Source organism: Tractidigestivibacter montrealensis, from assembly GCF_024741235.1.
Lineage (GTDB): Bacteria > Actinomycetota > Coriobacteriia > Coriobacteriales > Atopobiaceae > Tractidigestivibacter > Tractidigestivibacter montrealensis.
Window position 1 is genome coordinate 89,448 of the sequence record NZ_JANSKA010000002.1, and the last position, 16,754, is coordinate 106,201.

At 63.4% G+C, this 16,754-nt stretch carries 13 protein-coding genes; 11 read left to right on the forward strand and 2 right to left on the reverse strand.

All coding sequences use genetic code 11. From position 1 onward, the window contains the following. The first annotated feature begins 2 nt into the window (after positions 1 to 2). Complete coding sequence (locus NVS32_RS03535; RefSeq protein ID WP_258498704.1) at positions 3 to 1,247, forward strand: acetylornithine/succinylornithine family transaminase; 1,245 nt, start codon at positions 3 to 5, stop codon at positions 1,245 to 1,247. A gap of 83 nt (positions 1,248 to 1,330) precedes the next feature. Here NVS32_RS03535 and NVS32_RS03540 read toward each other — a convergent pair whose 3' ends face one another. Further along, the gene (locus tag NVS32_RS03540; RefSeq protein WP_258498705.1) at positions 1,331 to 2,563 is read right to left on the reverse strand and encodes an MFS transporter; all 1,233 of its coding nucleotides are present in this window, start codon (positions 2,561 to 2,563) and stop codon (positions 1,331 to 1,333) included. 297 nt (positions 2,564 to 2,860) lie between these two features. On the opposite strand from NVS32_RS03540, the gene NVS32_RS03545 reads away from it, so the two are divergent. From NVS32_RS03545 to NVS32_RS03575, 7 genes are all read left to right on the forward strand, one after another. Beyond that, positions 2,861 to 3,823, forward strand: a complete 963-nt coding sequence (locus NVS32_RS03545; protein ID WP_258498706.1) for a zinc dependent phospholipase C family protein — start codon at positions 2,861 to 2,863, stop codon at positions 3,821 to 3,823. 16 nt (positions 3,824 to 3,839) lie between these two features. Next, the gene (locus tag NVS32_RS03550; protein ID WP_258498707.1) at positions 3,840 to 4,352 is read left to right on the forward strand and encodes a very short patch repair endonuclease; all 513 of its coding nucleotides are present in this window, start codon (positions 3,840 to 3,842) and stop codon (positions 4,350 to 4,352) included. A 52-nt stretch (positions 4,353 to 4,404) separates the two neighbouring features. After that, positions 4,405 to 5,208: a metallophosphoesterase family protein gene (locus NVS32_RS03555; RefSeq protein ID WP_258498708.1), complete on the forward strand. Its 804-nt coding sequence runs from the start codon at positions 4,405 to 4,407 to the stop codon at positions 5,206 to 5,208. Next, entirely contained in the window at positions 5,198 to 5,734 is a 537-nt protein-coding gene (locus NVS32_RS03560) for a DNA-deoxyinosine glycosylase (protein WP_258498709.1), read from the forward strand. Before NVS32_RS03555 ends, NVS32_RS03560 begins: the two co-directional genes overlap by 11 nt. Before the next feature lie 161 nt (positions 5,735 to 5,895). Beyond that, positions 5,896 to 7,752 (forward strand): GNAT family N-acetyltransferase, encoded by a 1,857-nt coding sequence (locus NVS32_RS03565; RefSeq protein ID WP_258498710.1) that lies wholly within the window; start codon positions 5,896 to 5,898, stop codon positions 7,750 to 7,752. A 195-nt stretch (positions 7,753 to 7,947) separates the two neighbouring features. Next, complete coding sequence (locus NVS32_RS03570; RefSeq protein WP_258498711.1) at positions 7,948 to 9,324, forward strand: hypothetical protein; 1,377 nt, start codon at positions 7,948 to 7,950, stop codon at positions 9,322 to 9,324. Between the two features lie 278 nt (positions 9,325 to 9,602). After that, positions 9,603 to 10,844 carry a deoxyguanosinetriphosphate triphosphohydrolase family protein gene (locus NVS32_RS03575; protein WP_258498713.1) on the forward strand — a complete coding sequence of 414 codons (1,242 nt, stop codon included), beginning with the start codon at positions 9,603 to 9,605 and terminating at the stop codon, positions 10,842 to 10,844. A 69-nt stretch (positions 10,845 to 10,913) separates the two neighbouring features. On the opposite strand, the gene NVS32_RS03580 is transcribed toward NVS32_RS03575, so the two are convergent. After that, positions 10,914 to 11,699, reverse strand: a complete 786-nt coding sequence (locus NVS32_RS03580; protein WP_258498714.1) for a gamma-glutamyl-gamma-aminobutyrate hydrolase family protein — start codon at positions 11,697 to 11,699, stop codon at positions 10,914 to 10,916. A 252-nt stretch (positions 11,700 to 11,951) separates the two neighbouring features. Between NVS32_RS03580 and NVS32_RS03585 the strand changes: the two genes are divergently transcribed. From NVS32_RS03585 to NVS32_RS03595, 3 genes are all read left to right on the forward strand, one after another. Continuing rightward, on the forward strand, positions 11,952 to 13,382 hold the full coding sequence (locus tag NVS32_RS03585; RefSeq protein ID WP_258498716.1) for a replication-associated recombination protein A: 1,431 nt from the start codon (positions 11,952 to 11,954) through the stop codon (positions 13,380 to 13,382). A gap of 213 nt (positions 13,383 to 13,595) precedes the next feature. After that, positions 13,596 to 14,087, forward strand: coding sequence for a hypothetical protein (locus NVS32_RS03590; RefSeq protein ID WP_258498717.1), 492 nt, complete (start codon positions 13,596 to 13,598; stop codon positions 14,085 to 14,087). Between the two features lie 171 nt (positions 14,088 to 14,258). Beyond that, on the forward strand, positions 14,259 to 16,742 hold the full coding sequence (locus tag NVS32_RS03595; protein WP_258498718.1) for a glycoside hydrolase family 3 N-terminal domain-containing protein: 2,484 nt from the start codon (positions 14,259 to 14,261) through the stop codon (positions 16,740 to 16,742). Positions 16,743 to 16,754 lie beyond the last annotated feature (12 nt).

Below are 16,754 nucleotides of genomic sequence, written 5' to 3' on the forward strand. Positions count from 1 at the left end.
ACATGGCAGACACCAGCTATGAGAGCGCCAAGGCCCTTGACGATGCCTACGTGATGCACACCTACGGCCGCCTTCCCGTTGAGTTTGTCTCGGGCTCAGGCGCCACGCTCACCGACTCAACCGGCAAGGCATACATCGACTGTCTGGGCGGCATTGGCTCGGTGAGCATGGGCCACTGCAACCCTGTGGTGGCGGCCGCCCTTCGGGAGCAAGCCGAAAAGGTCTGGCAGGTGGGCAACTACTACTACGTCGAGAACCGCGGCGAGCTTGCGCGCGACCTCTCCGGACTTCTCTCGTCTGTATGCGACGAGGAGGGCCACGTGGTTGGCTCCACGGGCTCCACGTGGAAGACGTTCTTTGCCAACTCCGGCGCCGAGGCAAACGAAGGTGCCATCAAGGTGGCAAGGCGCTGGGGCGAGAAGAAGCTTGGCGGCGCGACCGGCATTCTCACGGCGCAGAAGAGCTTCCACGGCCGCACGCTGGCAACGTTGGCCGCGACCGGTCAGGACGTGTTCCACAAAGCATTTCTCCCCATGCCCGCCGGCTTTGCCGCCGTGCCGCTGAACGATGTGGATGCGCTGGTGGCAGCGCTGGACAACCCACCGGCGAGCTGCGGCCCCGTGTGCGCGGTGATGCTCGAGTGCGTGCAGGGGGAGGGTGGCGTGTGGCCGGCTTCCTATGACTACCTGCGGTCTGTTTCGGCAGAGTGTAAGAAGCGCGGTGTGCTTCTCGTGATCGACGAGGTTCAGACCGGGTTCTTCCGCTGTGGGGCGCCGTTCAGCTACCAGCTGGCTGGCATCGAACCGGATGTGGTGAGCCTGGCCAAGGGCATCGCGGACGGTTTCCCCATGGGCGCCGTCGCGGCGAAGGCAGAGGTGGCCGACCTCATGCAGCCGGGTGACCACGGCTCAACCTTTGGCGGGAACGCGCTTGCCGCCGCCGCGGGGCGCGCGACGGTCGAGGCGCTGGTCTCGCAGAGGGTGGGAGAGCACGTCATTGCCTGTGGCGCGCACCTGCGCCAGCGGCTTGAGGCCTTGCCGCACGTGACTGAGGTGCGCGGGCATGGTCTTATGCTTGGCGCGCAGCTGGACGTGCCGGTGGCGACGGAGCTGGTCGACAAGGGCCTTGAGGTGGGTCTCGTCCTCAACCACATTGGCGACTCGATCCTGCGCTTCCTGCCTCCGTTGGTTATCTCCGAGGAGCAGGTTGACGAGGTTGTCGACAAGCTCGCGGCGCTGCTGGCGTAGGGGTGCTGGTACGGTCGCGCTTGCTTCTCTGCGCCGCGACGTCGCGCCGCGTACCAGCCCCGTGCGCCGTGTGCGGAGAAGCGCTACTCCTCCGTTGCCGCTGTGGTGCGCTCGGGGACGCGCAGCATCACCACAAAGCCGATGATGAACAGCACCACAATCGAGAGCACGCCCAGCGAGCTGTTGCCGGTGGCGGCCGTCATGGTGCCTACGATGAAGGTGCCGAGAATTGCTGCGTACTTGCCAAAGATGTCGAAGAACCCAAAGTACTCGTTGGCGTGGTCCTTGGGGCAGAGCTTGCCAAACTCGGATCTCGAGAGCGCCTGCAGACCGCCCTGGAAGAGGCCGACCATGATGGCCAGGATCCAGAACTCGACCGCCGTGCGCAGGAAGAACGCAGCAAACAGCGTGATGAAGGTGTAGCCGGCAATACCCACCAGAATCATATTGCGCGTGCCAAACTTGTGTCCCAGGCGGCCGTATGCAATGGCCGATGGGAATGCCACAAACTGCGTGACGAGCAGAGCCAGCACCAGCTGCGTGCCATCAATGCCAAGGTCCGCGCCGTACGAGGTGGAAAGCTTGATGATGGTGTGCACGCCGTCGATGTAGAAGAAGTACGCGATGATGTAGTTCCTGATGGACGGGTCGCGCCAGATGCGCTTTGCCGTGGCGCCAATGCCACGCACTGCGTTGGCCAGGGCGTGCGCCTCGCGCGGCTTGTAGTGGGTCTGCTCGACGTTCTTGAGCATGGGCACCGTAAACGCCACCCACCAGCCCGCCGTGATAACAAAGGAGACCTGCATGGCCGTCTGCAAGCTCATGCCAAATGGCCTCACCAACACAAACGCCAGACAGGCGAGAAACGGCACGCAGCTGCCAATGTAGCCCCACGCATAGCCCTGGCTTGAGACGTCGTCCATGCGGTCGTCCGTCGTGGCGTCGACGAGCAGTGCGTCATAGAACACGAACGACGTGTTGAGCGCCACAGAGGAAATCACGTAAATCACGAGAAACGCCATTGCGCCGGTGGGGAAGCCCATGGCCACGCAGGCCACGGCGCCCGTCCCCACAGACCCAATGATGAACTTCTTCTTCATGCCCTGCTGGTCGGCGACGGAGCCCAGGATGGGCATGAGCAGGGCGATGAGCAGCGAGGCCACGGTCTCCGCATAGCTCCAGGCAACAAGCGCGGGGCCGTCTGCCAGTGACTTGAAGTAGATGGGAATGACGCTCGTGGCGAGAAGTACCAGCGCAGAGTTGCCCACGTCGTACATGACCCAGCTTCTCTCGGCCTTTGTCATCTTGAAAGACATCGTGTTCCTCTCTGTTTGGCTTCTCGTCTCACGCCCATACGCTTCAAAACTTTATCGTTTGGATGCCGTCGAAACTCACGGCTTCTGTCAGGATTATGTAATGGCTTGTTCGGCTTGGCCCCCCACGCGGCGCCGTGCGGCCGCCTGGGGGCCGCGGACGCACAACCGGCAGCGTGCGTTGCGCCATTTGGTTGTTGCACTGCTCGTCTGGCGTCTCCCGGATGGGGCATAATGGCGAAACGGGTGTGTTTTGCGCCTTGTGCGGCCGCACGCCTGCAGAACCGGAAAGGGGCCACCATGCCAGCCATTCTCACGCACGACTTCTTTGCTCGCGACGTTGCCGATCGCGCGAAGGCAGAACTGCCCCTGACGACCCTCGACGAGCGCGATGCCTTCCTGCTGGGCAGCCAAGGTCCGGACCCGCTCTTCTACATCACGATTTACCCGCTCATGGCCAAGTGGGCCAAGGTAGGAAACCTGATGCACGATCAGCGCCCCGCTCGGCTCCTAGCCGCCATGCGCGAGGCCGGCGACCGCCTTCCCAAGCGCGAGAAGGACGTGGGCGCGGCGTACCTGGCGGGCTTCTCGTGCCATTGGCTGCTTGACTCGACGATCCACCCCTTTGTGAACGCCTGGGCCTATGACCTCACGCGCGCGGGCGTTCCCGGGCTGGGTCCGGAATATGACGGCAAGGTCCACATGGAGGTCGAGCGCGACCTCGACGAGGCGGTTCTCTACCGCAAGACCGCAAAGACCATCGCGGAGTACCGCCCGTTTGCAAATACGCTGCGCGCTTCGCGCGAGGTGCTTGCCACCATCGACAAGATCTACTTCTACGCGGCGCTCTGGACGTACGACAGGCCCATCGATCCCACTACCTTCTCGGTTTCGGTGGGCTGCTACCGCACCATCATGCGCCTGCTGTACGCCACGCGCGACCCGCATCGCAACGCTGTTGCCTCCCTCGAGCGCGCAATAACCGGCGCCCCCTATTCCACCTATTGCGCACTCTCGCATCGCGTGCGGGCGTCTGCGGCATCGGAGTTTGACAACACCGAGCGCCGTGCGTGGACAAACCCTGAGACGGGTGCTGTGAGCAGGGATTCGTTTGGTGACCTGTATAAGCGCGCCCTTGATCGCGCGCCAGTGGTGGCGGCTGCCGTGCTCTCGCGTGGCTTCGATGACGACGCCGCGTGTGCGCTCACGGGCAATCTCAACTTTGAGGGGGCGCCTGCTCCCTCGGACGCCCCGCTCGCATAGGTGGTGCCACCGCGTCTTGACAAGCGAGGCAACGCGCCATGTGATGCAGGCGAACAAGAGCAAGAACACCAAACCCGAGCTGCTGGTGCGGGCGCGGCTGCGCGAGGCGGGCTACACCGGGTATCGCCTTCACTGGAAGAAGGCGCCCGGAAAGCCCGACATCTGCTTTCCGGGCAGACGCGTTGCCATCTTTGTGAATGGCTGCTTCTGGCACCGTTGCCCCCACTGCGCCCTGCCGCTGCCAAAGACAAACGTGGAGTTCTGGAAGGCAAAGTTCGAACGCAACCGGGCTCGCGACTCTCGGGACAATGCGCTGCTGGTACAGGACGGCTGGACCGTCATCGTGGTGTGGGAGTGCATGCTCAAGAAGGAGCGCCTGGAGCCCACCATACAGGAGGTCCTGCGCGAGCTCGACCGGGCGAGCGGGGATGCCCCGCGCATCCCGCGCGTGGTCGAGATCGGCGGCCCGCGTCCTTGGGCGCTTCGCCGGGAGCGTAATAAGCTACGCTCACGGCATGCTTTGCGTTAAACCAGCCGCAGGTCTAAGCTAGTGTTCATAGCCAACGACGGGGGGTGCCGCCATGTCGACATACGTCTTCTCTGATGTCCACGGGCATCGCGCGACGCTCGAGCGCGTGCTTGAGCGTGTCTCCCCGGGCGCAGATGACGTCGTGTTCTGTCTGGGAGACATGATCGACCGCGGGCCAGACCCCGTTGGCGTCATGCGCGTAACGCGCTCGCTCCCAAACGTGCGCGTGCTCAAGGGCAACCACGAGGATCTCATGCTCGACGGGCTCGACCACAAGGACGACGCTGTTTCCCAGGCAAATTGGGCCATCAACGGTGGCATGTCAACGCTTACCGGGCTCGAGGGCGCCTCGGATGACGAGGCGAGCGAGCTTATCGATTGGGTGCGCAGCCTCCCGCTCTCGGCGCACGTCGAGGCGGCGGGTCGTTACTACATCCTTGCCCACGCCGGCATTCGCCCCGGCGGCCCGCTACCTGCGGATGGCGTGTGGAGTGATTCCGCGCTTGATGCGCTTCTCGGCGAGCAGACCCCCGACGACCTGCTGTGGATTCGCGACGAGTTCTGGTCGGTTTCCACGGGGCTGCTTAACGAGAGGGGAGAGGGCCCCATTGTCGTTGCCGGCCATACGCCCACGCCCTACCTGGCGTCCATGACTGACGAAATCGACCGCCCGGTGAGAAACGATGATGACATTGCGCAGATGGTGCGCGTGGGGGCGTGTGACGCAACGGGCGGCGTGGCCGACCGCTGGGACATCGATTCCGGTGCCGCAGGCGGCGCGGGCTTTGGCCAGGTCACGATGGTGCGCCTAGATGATGGCGAGGAGTTTGCGGAGCCCGTTCGCGATGGCGAGTAACACAGGAAAAGATGCCCATAACCATGCGGGCCAGCTTGTCATTCATCCACTTGATCCAATATTTGATGAGAATAGCCGCGTGCTCGTGCTGGGGACCATACCCAGCCCCAAGTCGCGCGAGGTGCGCTTCTACTACGGCAACCCACAGAACCGCTTCTGGCGCGTGATGGCGGCGCTGTGGGAAGAGGGCGTTCCCGGGACGAACGACGCCCGTCGCGACCTGTGCCTGCGCCACCACGTTGCCCTCTGGGACGTGCTTCAAAGATGTACTATTGCGGGGGCGAGCGATGCCTCCATTCGCGACCCCGTTCCCAATGACGTGGGTAGGATTCTCTCGGCAGCTCCCATCACGCACGTGTTCTGCACCGGAGGCACCGCCACGCGGCTCTACCAGAGGCTCATTGAGCCTGTCTGCGGCGTTCCGTGCACGGGGCTTCCCTCGACGAGCCCGGCGAACGCCCGGATGCGCCTCGATGACCTTGTTGCCGCCTACGAGCCGCTTCGCCGCGCGGCGGACGGCGAGTAGTGCAGGCCGCTCTTCGGGGACGCCGGAGGGTCAGTTGCCGCAGCTCGCTTGAAGTACGATCGCCCGGCGCCCACGACGCCAACGTTTCTGCCACAATAGATGCCCACAAACAACAATCGCAGCGCACACAACGTGGCTGAATCGCAGAGGGGCGACGTGCGATGAGCGTCAGTGAACTCATGGACGAGAAGGACATGGCCGGCGTGCTCGTGAGCGTTCCCGCAGAGGGGCTGCTCCACGGCGCCGTGTGGGCTGAGCCTTTGGGACACGGCTGGACCCATCCCTGGCGCTTTGCAAAGAGCCAGCTCAAGGCCATAGGGAGCTGCCGTGCCTGGCATCCTGGCCTCTACCGCACCATGGCAGCCTGCACGGCAGGCATCACCGTGGAGTTTGAGACGGACTCCTCCTCAGTCGTGCTCGAGGCGCGCGTGGAACCGTTCCCGCGAGGTTCGCGCGAGGTGCTCGACGAGGCCGCAGAGTGCGCCTTTGCGCCGGATGGCCCCCTCGACGGCTTTTCGTGCGACGTCGACGGCCGCCACCTTCCCTGCGTGCTCCCCGAGGAGAACGACGACGGCGTGACGCGCGTGGAGTTTGCGCTCGACGACCCCAACGAGGCGCCCGAGAGCAACCTCCAACGTCTTCCCGGCATGGGCCGCCATCACCACGTGCGCGTGTGGCTTCCCTGTCTTACGAGTTGCGATCTGCGTCACGTGGTGGGTGATGGGAACGTGATCGAGCCGGTTGCCGCCCGTGACCAGCTGCTGGTGATTGGCGACTCCATCGCCCAGGGCTTTGTCGCTGGCGACCCGGCGCGCAATTGGCCGGCGCTTCTCGCCACGCAGCTAGACATGGACGTGCTCAACCAGGGCATTGGCGGCCAGGTCTTCCTGCCGGGCTCGACCGTTGGCCTGGCGGACGAGGCTTCTCCCGCGGCCGTGGTGGTGGAGCTGGGCGAGAACTACCGCTACGAGCCCTGCCAGGAGATGCGCATCTCGCGTGACATCCGTACGAGCCTCTTCGAGGTTGCCGAGGCGTGGCCCGAGGCGTCTACCTGGACGCTCACGCCTCTCTGGCATCTGGACGAGACGCACCCCACGCACCGGAACAGCTGCTTTGCCGCCGTGCCAGACCTCATCCGCACCGCGGTGGCGGCAAACCCCGGCATGCACCTGGTCGAGGGCTCGCGTCTCCTGCAGGCAAGCCCCGTCCTCATGGCGGACGGCTACGAGCACCCCAACGCCGACGGCTCCGCGACCATCGCGGAACGCCTGGCCTACATCATGCACGCACTGGCCGAGCCCGCAGAGACCCGCCGCGCACGGGCAATCGAGCTTCTCACGGACGGCCCGCGCGAGGCGTTTCCCATCCTCGAGTGCGCGCGCCGCGGGATTGGCGAGGTCCTTGTCGCAAAGAAGGGCGTGTGTGTGCTGGAGGTGCCGCGTCACGGAACCTTCGTGTGGGGAACCTCCCGGAAGGTCCTGCGCGAGGCGCTTGACGTCTTTGCCTCGCGTGACCTGGTGTGCGTCCTTGGATCCGCACCCGTGCATGACGTGCGTCGCGACTTGGGCCTTACCGAGGACGCCCCCTGCAACATGGTCATCTACGAGAAGCAAGAGAGTCTCGACGTGGATCCCTCGCTTGACATTCGCACGCTCACACCGGCGTACGCCGAGCTTGTTGCCTCGCACTACTCGCACCCCGAGTACCTGGCTCCCGGCGAGCTGGAGGACATTCTCGCACGCGGGCTTGTGCTAGGCGGCTTTGAGGCGGGACGTCTCTGCGCCTTCATTGGCGAGCACCCCGAGGGAGCCATCGGCATGTTGGAGGTCTTCCCCGAGCAGCGCCGCCGCGGCTGGGCAACCGCGCTTGAGTCTGCAAAGATCAACGAGCAGCTCGATCGCGGCCTTGTGCCCTGGGGTGAGGTGTGGCCCGACAACCAGGCGTCTATTGCGCTTCAGGAGAAGCTCGGCCTCACGGTGTACCCGGAGAAGGGCATGCACTTCATGAGCAGGCCGTAGTGGGGAGAAGCACTTCTCGAGGGGCATAAATGGGCACGCATGTCTGCCTGGTACCTGCGCACAGGCTCTTCACACAGTGTGCAGAATCAATGATGCTGTTTTCAAGCGTCTACAATCGGGCAGCAACTTACAGACAGATTGGTGACGTTTGCCGAATTGTCGCGTTGCGACTGCGGTAACCAGGAAGTGACCCATATGACTTGCCTTCATGGACGCGAGCTCGAGGACGAGTTCCTCTCGACGGCGCGCGAGCTTGCCGGTGATGTTGAGAGCAGGGGGGCTGGTGACCGTTACCTACTCACCACCCACGCGCTCTACCACGGCGGACCCGTCTCCTGGGCAATGACGCCCAAGATCTTCGATGTCGCCCAGATTGAGATTCTGCGCGACGCCGCCGAGACCATGGGCCGCATCATGGACAAGATCACGGCCGAGTACCTGCGCAACCCCGAGTTTCGCAAGCTCTTCCGCTTCTCGCCTGAGCTTGAGGAGCTCACGCTCATTCCAACAGGCTACGAGCAGATGATCCCCATCGCGCGCGTGGACGTCTTCTTCAACGAGGAGACGGGCGACTATCAGTTCTGTGAGCTCAACACAGACGGCTCGGCGGGCATGACCTCGACCGTCGAGGTCACCCGTGCCATCCAGGCCACCCAGACCTACCGCAAGTTCGCCGAGAAGCACCCCAACATCACGACGTACGACGTGGTGGGCGAGGCTATCGACGCCATTCGCGACACATATGTGAGCTGGGCAAATGCCGACCGTTTTGACAGCAACGTGGGCCACCCGTCGCTGTGCATTGTCGACTACACCGAGAGCGCCTCGAAAGACGAGCTCGAGGACTTCCTCTGGCGCCTTTCCGACAAGGGCTTCTACGCCCAGTACTGCGACATTCGCGACCTGCGCATCGAGCACGTGGCGGGCACCGACCTTCTCATGGCGCCCGGTGGCCCCGTCTCCTGCGTGTATCGTCGCGCCGTCACGTCCGAGATTGCCGAGAAGCCCTGCGCCGGCGCCGACGCCCTGGCAGAGGCCGCGCGCCGCGGCCTGGCGTGCGTCATTGGCGGTTACAGGACCTGGCCCTGCGCTACGAAGACCGTCTTCGCGATCATGCACTCTGATGCGGTGGATGGCATCCTTACGCCCGAGGAGCGTGCGTTCATCGATGCGCACGTCCCTCAGACCGTGCTGCTTGACGAGAATTCGGACCTCTCGCCCTATGCCGACAAGGACCGCTGGATCGCGAAGCCTGCAGGCGGCTACAACGCGGTGGGCGTGGTGGCCGGCCTTGACTGTAAGACGCAGGAGGAGTGGGAGAGCACACTTGCCACCTGCGCGAAGAACGGTGGGGTGGTACAGGCATACGCGCCGCAGTACCGTACGCCCACCTTGCGCGGGGGCATGCTCAAGCCTGGCGAGGACCCGCTCGAGGCTCCCGCGATGAGCAACATGGAGGGGCTCTTCCTCTTCAACGGGAAGTTCGGCGGCGTCTTTACCCGCTGTGGCATGGACAACGTCATTGGTGAGTGGACACACCGCCTCAACATGGGTTGCCTCGTCGTCGAATGAGACAAAGGGACAGTCCCTTTGTCTCACCTTTGTCTCATTCTCTGCCGGCGCTATCGCTGCAGGCAGAAAACTGCGCCTTAATAGCAGTCCTCCAATAAGCCGCGGGCCGTCTGCCTGCGGCTTTTCTGACATGGGCCCTCTGCAGACTGCTATTAAGTCGCAGCTTTCTAGGAGCAGCGTTTGACCTCCAGGCTGCCCGACGTCCTTTTCGCCGCCCTAATTACTGTCGTGCGCCCTTGCTAGAATCTGCCTCGATACATAACTCGCAGGAGGCAGCCATGGAAGTCACCAACAAGCTTGCACCCCACCTCACGGGGCAGCTCTCGCCCCAGGCCCAGCGGGCCGTTGCAATCCGCCGCACAAGTGGGACCCTCTCGCCGTTTGCCACGCCAAATGCAGCCGCACTTCGTCGTGACAAGACCGAGCGTGATCAGGAAAGCGTTCTTCGCCCGGCCTTTGTGCGCGACGCCGAGAAGATCATGCACATGTCTGCATACAACCGTCTTGCCGGAAAGACCCAGGTCTTCTCCTTCCGTGCAGACGACGACCTTGCGCGTCGCGGCCTGCACGTGCAGCTCGTCGCGCGCGTGGCCAGAGACATTGGCGCCGCGCTCGGCCTCAACCTCGACCTCATCGAGGCAATTGCGCTGGGGCACGACATTGGCCACACGCCCTTTGGTCATGCTGGCGAGCGCTTTCTCAACAACGTCTACCATGCTCGTACCGGCCGTTTCTTTGCACACAACGTGCAGAGCGTTCGTGTGCTCGACGTTACCTACGGCAGGAACCTTGCGCTTCAGACCCTTGATGGCGTGATCTGCCACAACGGAGAGTTCGAGCAGCAGGTCTTCGAGACTAGTTCCCTTGCCGGCTTCGACGAGTTCGACCGTGGGGTGGAGGAGTGCTGGGAGAAGGGCGGTCCCGCCATCGCACGCCTGCGCCCCATGACGCTCGAGGGCTGCGTGGTTCGCGTCTCGGATATCATCGCCTACGTGGGCAAGGACCGCCAGGACGCCATTCGTGCCGGCCTCTGCACCGAGAAAAGCTTTGATGACGGTCTTGGAGGGGCGTACAACGCCTGGGCGCTTGGTGCCTTCGTTGCGGACGTGGTCGAGAACAGCCTGGACAAGCCACGCATCGAGATGAGCGAGGAGGGCTTTGCCGAGATGCGTCGGGCAAAGCGCGAGAACTACGAGAAGATCTACGGTGCCTCGGAGGTCAACGGGGACTTTTCACGCGGAGTCTCGGAGCTCTTCTCGCTGCTCTACGATCACGAGCTCGAGGCTCTTCGCTCGGGCGACGAGACTTCCGCGATCTTCCGTCACCACATCGAGCCGCTTGGTCGCCACCTCGCGCCCTACGGTCGCACGTATGACTGGGAATCAGGCCCGGACCTTGCGGTGGTGGACTTCATCTCGTCGATGACGGACGACTACTTCATGGCCACCTGCTCGGAGCTCTTCCCCAAGGCGCGCGAGCTCTTTCCGCGCCGCGGTTACTTCAGGTGCGTGCGCCCGTAGGCGTGGGGGATGGGGGTCAATTTCTTCACTACAGAGAAGAAATCGCCTGCGGAGAGGGCAAATCCTTCACTACAGTGAAGGCTCCTCTGCCGCGCGCTTGGCCGCGCCATGCTCGCGCGCGGCGTCGATGAAGGCGCTGAAGAGCTGCGGCTGCGTGCGGAGCTTCTCGGGATGCCATTGCACGCCCAGGAAGAAGGTCTTCTCGCTAAACTCCAGACCCTCCGGGGTGCCGTCCTCGGCCCACGCCACAACGTGCCCCTGGGGCGCCTGCTTGCAGATGGCCTCGTGGTGCAGCGAGTTCACCTCGCCAGAAGTGAACCCCAGGATCTTTGACAGGCGGCTCGTCTCGGCAATGCGCACGTGGTGAACGGGGGTGTCCGGCTGGTCGAGCCTGCTGTGGACGATGGTCTTGGTGGGGTAGTCGCTGATGTCGCGCACAAGCGTGCCGCCTAGGGTCACGTTCATGACCTGCATGCCGCGGCAGATTCCCAGCACTGGCACGTCGGCGTCCCAGCATGCGCGCATGAGCGTCCACTCAAAGGCGTCGCGCGCAGGGCAGGTGAGCGAGATTGAGGAGTGGCTCTCCGGTGCGTAGGCATGGCCGCCAAAGGAGTCGCTGGCAATGTCGCCACCGCCTGTGAAGAGGATGCCGTCCAAGCGACGCACAATGTCGGAGACCAGGCTGGTTGCGTCAAAGCCAAAGGGGATGGTGTAGGGGAGGGCCACCGGGATGCCTCCCGCATCTGCCACCGAAGCAGCATAGTGGTCATCCGTCATGGTCCAGTTTGGGTTCTCGGGGTCCTCCCGGGGCCTAGACGTGATGCCGATGAGCGGCCTTGTGGCTGCGATTGTCATGTTTCCTCCCCTGCGCTACGTTCCGGGGGATACCTTAGCCGACCAGAGTCGACTCAGCCTGTTTGGGTGGCCAATACAGAAAAAACGAACGTGCGGAGCGAAACAGCCAGCACGAGAAGAGCTAGGTGAGAAAGAAGGTTAGTCCCGTCGCAACACATTCGCACCCGAATGCGTTGCGTCTCGGCGGTCATTTCTCAGTTGCGATGCACGAGAGAAGAGCCCCGCCCACGCCCCTGGGCTACAATCGCTTGCATGGACAACCTCTTCACCAACATAGAGCGCTACAAGCGCACGATGAACGCTCCCCTCGCCGCGCGCATGCGTCCGCAGACCCTCGAGGAGTACGTTGGCCAGACCGAGGCCGTTGGCCCCGGCAGCTGGCTTCGCACGGCAATCGAGCACGACACGCTCTCCTCGGTGATTCTCTACGGCCCGGCCGGTACGGGAAAGACCACGCTGGCGCGCATCATCGCTAACTCGACGCACGCGGAGTTTGTCGAGGTCTCGGCCGTCACGGGCACTGTGAAGGACCTCCGGCGCGAGATAGAGGCCGCCGAAAGCCGCCTGCTCTCCCTGGGCCGTCGCACAATCCTCTTTGTGGACGAGATACACCGCTTCAACCGCTCGCAGCAGGACGCGCTACTGCACGCTGTGGAGGACCGGACCGTGGTCCTGGTGGGTGCCACGACCGAGAACCCCTACTTCGAGGTGAACTCCGCACTGCTCTCGCGCTCGCGCGTGGTGGAACTCGAGCCGCTCGATGATAACTCCATCCGCACCATCGTGCGCCGCGCAGTCACCTCGGAGTATGGCCTCAAGGGCGCCTTCACCCTCGATGACGACGCGCTCGAGGAGATTGTCACCCTTGCCGGCGGCGACGGCCGGGCGTCTCTCACCTCGCTCGAGCTGGCAAGCCAGATGGCAGCTCCGGCAGGCACCGCCACGCCCGAGGCGCCCGTGCGCATCACGCGAGCCCACGTGCTTGAGGCCAACCCACGCCACGGTCTGTCCTACGACAAGTCCGGCGACATGCACTACGACATCATCTCCGCTTTCATCAAGTCCATGCGTGGAAGCGACCCAGACGCGGCGCTCTACTGGCTGGCGCGCATGCTCGACGCGGGGGAGGACCCCAAGTTCATCGCGCGGCGCATCTTCATCCTGGCCTCGGAGGACATTGGCAATGCGGATCCGCAGGCGCTTCTCGTTGCCGAGGCGGCATTCAAGGCAACCGAGGTCATCGGCCTTCCGGAGTGCCGCATCAACCTCGCGCAGGCCGTGGAGTATATGGCGCTTGCGCCAAAGTCCAACGCCGCCGAGGCGGGGATTGACGCTGCGCTGAAGGAGGTCCGCGAGGGACCGCGCCGAGAGGTGCCCAGCTACCTGCGCGACAGGCATCGTCCCGGCTCCGACGAGTACGGTCCCTACCTCTACCCCCACAACTATCCCGCTGGCTGGGTGGAGCAGCGCTACCTGCCCCAGGGCCTCGAGCGCGGTGCGTTCTATCACCCCAGCCCCCGCGGTTGGGAGGCCTGGCGCATTGAGGCCACGGGGCGCGACCGGGCAGGGCTTCAACCCAAGCCGGTGGATGACGGCGAGAAGGGCACCGCAGGTGCTGCCGGCGCGGACGCTGCCGCGAACGGCGCCGATCCCACCAAAAACGACGCTCCCGGCAAGGCGTAGGCGCCGAGAAATACCGCTCGCCGCCTCTCGCACCACCGCTTGGCCCTTCCGTCTGCCGTTTCAGGATGCAGGACACGCCAGAAATTCGACAGGTTAGTACGGTTCCCCTCATTCGAGGCTTCATCGATTTGTAATGACTCTCGAGCAAGGCGCACCGAATACCGATGCGCGGGATGGCCGGGATGGTCCCGGCCAGAGGGGAAGGAACCTAGCATGAAGAAGCAGGTACTGGTTGCGGGTCTGCTTGCCGCAACGCTCTGCATGCCGCTCGCGGCCTGCGGTGGCTCGTCGAGCTCGTCTACCAGCGCGTCGTCCTCCACGACCACGAGCAGCACGAGCACGACCTCCAGCTCGTCGAGCGACAGCTCCAGCTCCGACTTTGACGCCAACAAGGCCTATGCGGGCCAGTGGCGCGGCTCCGTCGAGATTACCGGCCAGACCGTCTACGGCACCGCCGGCGGCAGCGAGCAGATGCTCGACGTGAACCTGAACGATGACGGCACCTGCGAGGTCAAGCCTCTCGAGGCGCACGCCGACCTCCTCACCGACACGGGCACCTGGGAGGGCACCGAGGACGAGATCACGCTGCACCTCTCGTCCAAGGACATTACGCTCAAGGTCGTCGACAAGAACACGCTTGAGGGCAACGCTGCCGACTTCGACATCGCCGACTTCGACACCATCAACTTCGACTTCTACGGCTAATGAGACAAAGGGACAGTCCCTTTGTCTCATGACGGGCCACGCGGGTGGGCGTTGGGAGCGCCCCGCCCGTAGGCCCTAACGCTACGCGGGAATCGCCACGGCCACATGGCCGTGCGGAGGGAAGGCTGCGGCCCCCTGTGGGAGGGGGACCGCACGACAAGAGGAGAAAGAATGGGAAACAACCTGACGCGCAGGAACTTCCTTGCTGGGTCGGCTGCCGCGGCGGCGCTCGCAGGGCTTGCTGGGTGCTCGTCCGGTGGAACCGCGACGAGCACGGACGACGCTGCGAACAAGAAGGGCAACGGCTACACCGAGACGGCAACCGACTACGGATACACCATCGTCGATAACGGCGACGGCAAGCAGCTGTCCTACTCGCCAGATTCCGGCCTCAAGCTCATCGAGAAGGACGGCTACGCGTTCAAGGACTTCGAGGGCACCGGCGAGCTGGTTCCCTACGAGGACTGGCGCCTTTCCGCCGAGGAGCGTGCCGAGGATCTTGCTGGGCGAATCAGTATCGAGCAGATTGCCGGCCTCATGTGCTTCTCGGCCCACCAGCGCCAGATTGATGACGACGACCTCGTCAACGATGAGCGTAAGACATTCCTTGACGGTGGAGTTCGCTGCATCCTCAACGCTGCTTCTGGTTATCCCGCATTCAAGCAGGCGAATCTTGCCAATGCGGTCCAGGCATATGTCGAGGCTTCCGACAACAAGATTCCGGCACTGTTCTCGTCTGACCCGCGTCAGGGCAAGAACTGTTATGACTGGCCGGGCAACCTTGCGCTTGCGGCAACGTTTGACCCAGAGGTTGCAAAGGAAGCGGGTGCCGGGCAGGCAGCGGACCTCCGCAAGATGGGTATCGCCAACTTCCTCGCTCCCCAGACTGACATTGCCTCCGACCCGCGCTGGGCTCGCTTCAACGGAACCTTCGGTGAGGACCCTGCCCTTTCTCGCGACATGGTTCGCAGCTTCATCGACGGTGTCCAGTCGACGGTCGACGAGAACGGAGAGGACCAGGGCTGGGGAGACGACTCCGTTGTCGCAATGGTCAAGCACTGGCCTGCCGAGGGCGCGGGCGAGGGTGGCCGCGAGGGCCACAGCGATCAGGGCAAGTTCGCCGTTTACCCTGGCAACAACTTTAATGCGCTCATGATCCCCTTCGTGGACGGCGCCTTCAAGCTCGAAGGCAAGACTGGCAGCGCTGGCAACGTAATGACGTCCTATACCGTCGCGTTCGACGAGGATAACGAGTACGGCGAGCTGGTTGGCTCTGGCTTCTCCACTCACAAAGTCACCGACCTTCTCCGCGGCGAGTATGGTTTCGAGGGAGCCGCTTGCACCGACTGGGCAGTTCTCAACGATCCCGACGGCGATGGCAACTGGACCTGCTGGGGCCTTGAGGACACCTCTGTGTGGACTCCCGCCAAGCGTGCCTCCAAGGCCGTCGAGGTTGGCGTAGACCAGATGGGTGGCTGCAACGATCCCACCTTGCTTATGTCTGCCTATGAGGATATGAAGGGGCAGCTCGGCGAGGAGGAGGCGGAGAAGAACTTCCGCGCATCAGCCAAGCGTGTCCTGCTCGGCTATTTCTACACCGGAATGTTCGAGAATGCATACGTCGACCCGGACACCGCTCGTACTACCATCGATAAGACCGACGAAGAGATTGCTGCCAAGGCTCTTGACGCCCAGGTAAAGGGTATCGTAATGCTCAAGAACCACGGTGGCGTTATCAAGAAGGCAGAGGGTTCCGACAAGCCGAAGGTCTACGTCCCGATGCGCTATACGCCTGCCGCAACCACCGCTTCTGGCATGGGTAAGCTCAAGTGGACTACCGCTTCCGCAACGTGCGAACTTCCGCTTGTCCAGGGCACACTCGAGAAGTACTTCGATGTTGTCACCGACACTCTTGCGGACACCTTGACGGGTCCGGCGGACGAGAAGACCGGCGATGCCACGCCTGCCTCCGAGGATCTCACGCGTCTTACCGCCGCTGATATTGCCGACGTTGATTACGTGCTCGTGTGCGCCAAGGCTCCCACGAACGCCTCTGCACGTCGCGGCTGCGACCAGGACGGGAACTTCATCCCGCTCTCCCTGCAGTATCGTCCCTATACTGCAGACTCCGAGTACGTGCGTCAGACCTCGATTGCTGGCGATCCTTCCGACGGCTCCAAGTGGGCAGAGCACGAGAGCGCCAAGGGCGTGGAGATTGAGAACCGTAGCTACTTCGGCCGCACCTCTCTCATGACCAACGAGAACCAGCTCGATCAGATTCTTGAGGCGGCAGCGCTTGCCAAAGAGGCTGGCAAGCCTTGCATCGTGATTCTCGACATCACCCAGCCCATGTGCGTCTACGAGTTCGAGTCTGAGGTTGACGCCATTCTCGTCTCTATGTCCGGCTCTACCGAGGCTGCATGCCGTGTTGTCGCCGGCCAGGATGAGCCTTCTGGGCTTCTCCCCATGCAGATGCCAAAGGACATGGTCGAGGTTGAGAAGCAGCTTGAGGACGTGCCCCGCGATATGGAGTGCTACACCGACGCCGACGGCAACACTTATGACTTTGCCTTTGGCCTCAACTACTCCGGCAAGATCTCGGACGATCGTACGAAGAAGTACTACGTCGATCCTCTGACCAAGCCCGAGGCTTAGTTCCACCCTCCC